The sequence below is a fragment of the Desulfofundulus sp. genome (assembly GCF_049701015.1).
In the GTDB taxonomy this organism is placed as follows: Bacteria; Bacillota; Desulfotomaculia; order Desulfotomaculales; family Desulfovirgulaceae; genus Desulfofundulus.
Genome location: NZ_JBNATZ010000297.1, coordinates 1 through 2,816 on the forward strand (window position 1 = coordinate 1; position 2,816 = coordinate 2,816).

General features: G+C 54.4%; 3 protein-coding genes. All 3 read right to left on the reverse strand.

The genetic code is table 11. The annotated features are described in order from the left end of the window. The coding region (locus ACPLUI_RS13475; RefSeq protein WP_424660767.1) for a sugar phosphate nucleotidyltransferase at positions 1–602 on the reverse strand (602 nt) is incomplete at its 3' end. A 235-nt stretch (positions 603–837) separates the two neighbouring features. Beyond that, positions 838–1,980: a glycosyltransferase family 4 protein gene (locus tag ACPLUI_RS13480; RefSeq protein WP_424660768.1), complete on the reverse strand. Its 1,143-nt coding sequence runs from the start codon at positions 1,978–1,980 to the stop codon at positions 838–840. Further along, positions 1,977–2,621, reverse strand: coding sequence for a glycosyltransferase family 4 protein (locus tag ACPLUI_RS13485; protein WP_424660769.1), 645 nt, complete (start codon positions 2,619–2,621; stop codon positions 1,977–1,979). The genes ACPLUI_RS13480 and ACPLUI_RS13485 overlap by 4 nt, the downstream gene beginning before the upstream one ends. Positions 2,622–2,816: the final 195 nt, after the last annotated feature.

The following is a 2,816-nucleotide window of genomic DNA, read 5'->3' on the forward strand; positions in this document are numbered from 1 at the left end:
TGGATGGCATCGGTGATCTCCAGCTCCCCCCGCCAGGAGGGTTTGATACGTTCAACAGCCTTATGTATCGTCGGCCTGAAGAGATACACGCCCACCAGGGCCAGCTCGCTGGGCGGCTCTTTCGGCTTTTCAATCAGTTGAATAACACGGTTTTGGCCGTCCAGAACGGCCACGCCAAAAGCCCGGGGATCTTTCACCTTTTTGAGCAGGATGAAGGCACCGGCTTCACCGGCGGCAAAGTCCTGCACGAAGTCCTTAACGCCGCCCTGGATGAGGTTATCCCCCAGAAACATCAAAAAGGGCGACTCCCCCAGGAACTCCCGGGCCGTCTTCACGGCGTGGGCCAGCCCGGCGGGAGTGTCCTGCAGTATGTAGGTGATCTTTATTCCCCAGCGGGAGCCGTCCCCTACGGCGTCTTTCACGTTCTCGCCCGTTTCCGGTGAAATGATTACCCCCACATCATCTATCCCCGCCGCCGCGATCTGCTCCAGCACGTAAAAGATGATGGGCTTGTTGGCAACCGGGATGAGTTGCTTGGCCGTGGTGTAGGTAAGGGGCCGCAGGCGCGTTCCCCGGCCGCCGGATAAAACGAGGGCTTTCATTTATCTTTGCTTGCCTCCCTTCTGAAATCCTTCCCACTTCTCCCGGGCAAAAGTTAAACGCCTAAGAGAGCGAGCAGGTAAAGATTGGCGTCGAGAGTTCTCTCAATTTGATCCAGGAGGTCCTTCGTAAAACAACATTAGCCCCTTTTAACGCAAGGCTCTCTCTATGGTCATAGTATGTAATGGCTCTTGTCCTTGGCAAAGCCGCCCGGCGAAGGAACTAAAATCGCACCTTTTAACTTCTGAGTCCCGCTAAAAACTGCCGACGCTTCTCATCAACAAACAATGCTATCTCTTTTTTAAATCTCTCCCGCCCGAAACGATCCGCGTTGCGGCGCAGCACTTCCGACCGGAAACGGCCTTCCCAGGCCAGAAACTGCCTTACCGCGGCTTCCAGCACCTCCACGCTCTGTTCATAAAAGAAAAGCCCGGTGGCCGACTCCCAGTTATCCCCGGTCACAGGAATTACCGTATCCTCCACCCCGCCCTTACCAAAAGCGATAACCGGCGTACCGCAGGCTTGGGCCTCTACGGGCACAATGCCAAAATCCTCCTCCGCCGCAAATACCAACGCCCGCGCCCGGGACATCAGGTCCGCCACGGTGGCATCGTCCTGGTACCCAAGAAATTCTACGTTCTTCCCCGCCAGCCTCCGGCACTCCTCAAACTGCGGGCCGTCGCCTGCAACTACAAGGGGCAGGCCCAGCCTGGTAAATGCCGCCACCACCAGGTCCGCTTTTTTGTACGGCACCAGCCTGGAGACAAAGAGAAAGAAATTGTCTTTCTTCTCATTTACCCGGAAACGCTCCACATCTACAGGCGGGTGAATAACCTCGGCCTCCCGCCGGTAGGCCCGCCAGATGCGCCGGGCAGTATAGCGGGAGTTGGCAATAAAATAGTCAACCCGGTTGGCCGTCAGCGTATCCCAAAGGCGTATGTAATGCAGGATAGATCTCGCGAGAAACGACTTCAAGCCCCTCTCCAGGTCGTTTTCCTTAAGGTAACGGTGGGTGAGATCCCAGGCGTAGCGCACCGGCGTATGGCAGTAGCAGATGTGGAGTTGGTCGGAGCGCACCACCACCCCCTTGGCCGCCGCGTGACTGCTGGAGAGGATCACGTCATACCCCGAAAGGTCAAACTGCTCTATGGCCAGCGGGTAAAGGGGCAGGTATCTGCGGTACCACTTTTGCGCCCTGGGGAAACGCTGCAGGAATGATGCATGCACTTGGCCCGGCTCAAGGCCCAGCCGCCGCACGCTCTCCTCTTGATAAACCAGCGTGTATAGCGGCGCCTCCGGCCAGAGCTCGTGAAATACCTCCAGGCAGCGCTCGGCGCCGCCGCTGGTGATCACCCAGTCATGAACGAGAGCGAGGTTCATTTTCTGCTATTCCCCTTTTCCTCCAGAACTTCTTCGAAAACTTTTAAGGTTTCCCTGGCGCTTCTTTTCCAGGTGAAAAGCTTAGCCCGGGCCAAACCTTTTTCCCGCAGTTGGCATCGTAATTCCTGGTCAGTCAACACCCGGTAAATGCCCTGGGCAATATCATCAACATCATAAGGATTAACGTAAACTCCTGCGTCACCGACGACCTCAGGCAAAGATGCCGTATTTGACACGACCACCGGCGTACCGCAGGCCATGGCCTCCAGCGGAGGAAGGCCAAAGCCTTCGTAAAGAGACGGTAGGACAAGTGCTCGCGCCCCATAATAAAGAAGTCGCAACTCTTCATCGTTGCATTCTTTTATCTCCTTGACTCCCTGCAGACGCAAGCTGCGGATCATTGAGGCTAATTCATCATGTTGATCGAAAACTTTCCCCACAATGACCAATTGGAGTTCAGGACAACTCGGTTTCAGACGCGCAAAAGCCTGCAAAAGCCGTCCTAAATTTTTATGGGGTTTCCTATTTCCCACGTAAAGGATATACTGGCTTAACCTCTTCTCGCGTTTAAAAGCCTCGATATCCGCAGCTTTTGGACGTACGCTGAAAAATTCACCAGGAAACTCATAAATTACCCTCACCTTTGTTGCGATACCAGGTACCAAGTCACAAATATCCTTGGCCGTGGCTTTGGAAACAGTAATGATCCTAGCAGCCTGTCTAAGAATTAAGCTTATGGAAGAGTTGGTATTAAGGCACAGTAACCACTTTATGCCATCCTGATGCCGGTGTCATCTTTGCTCCAGGTGATAATCACGGTGTTCCCTTAGCTAAAC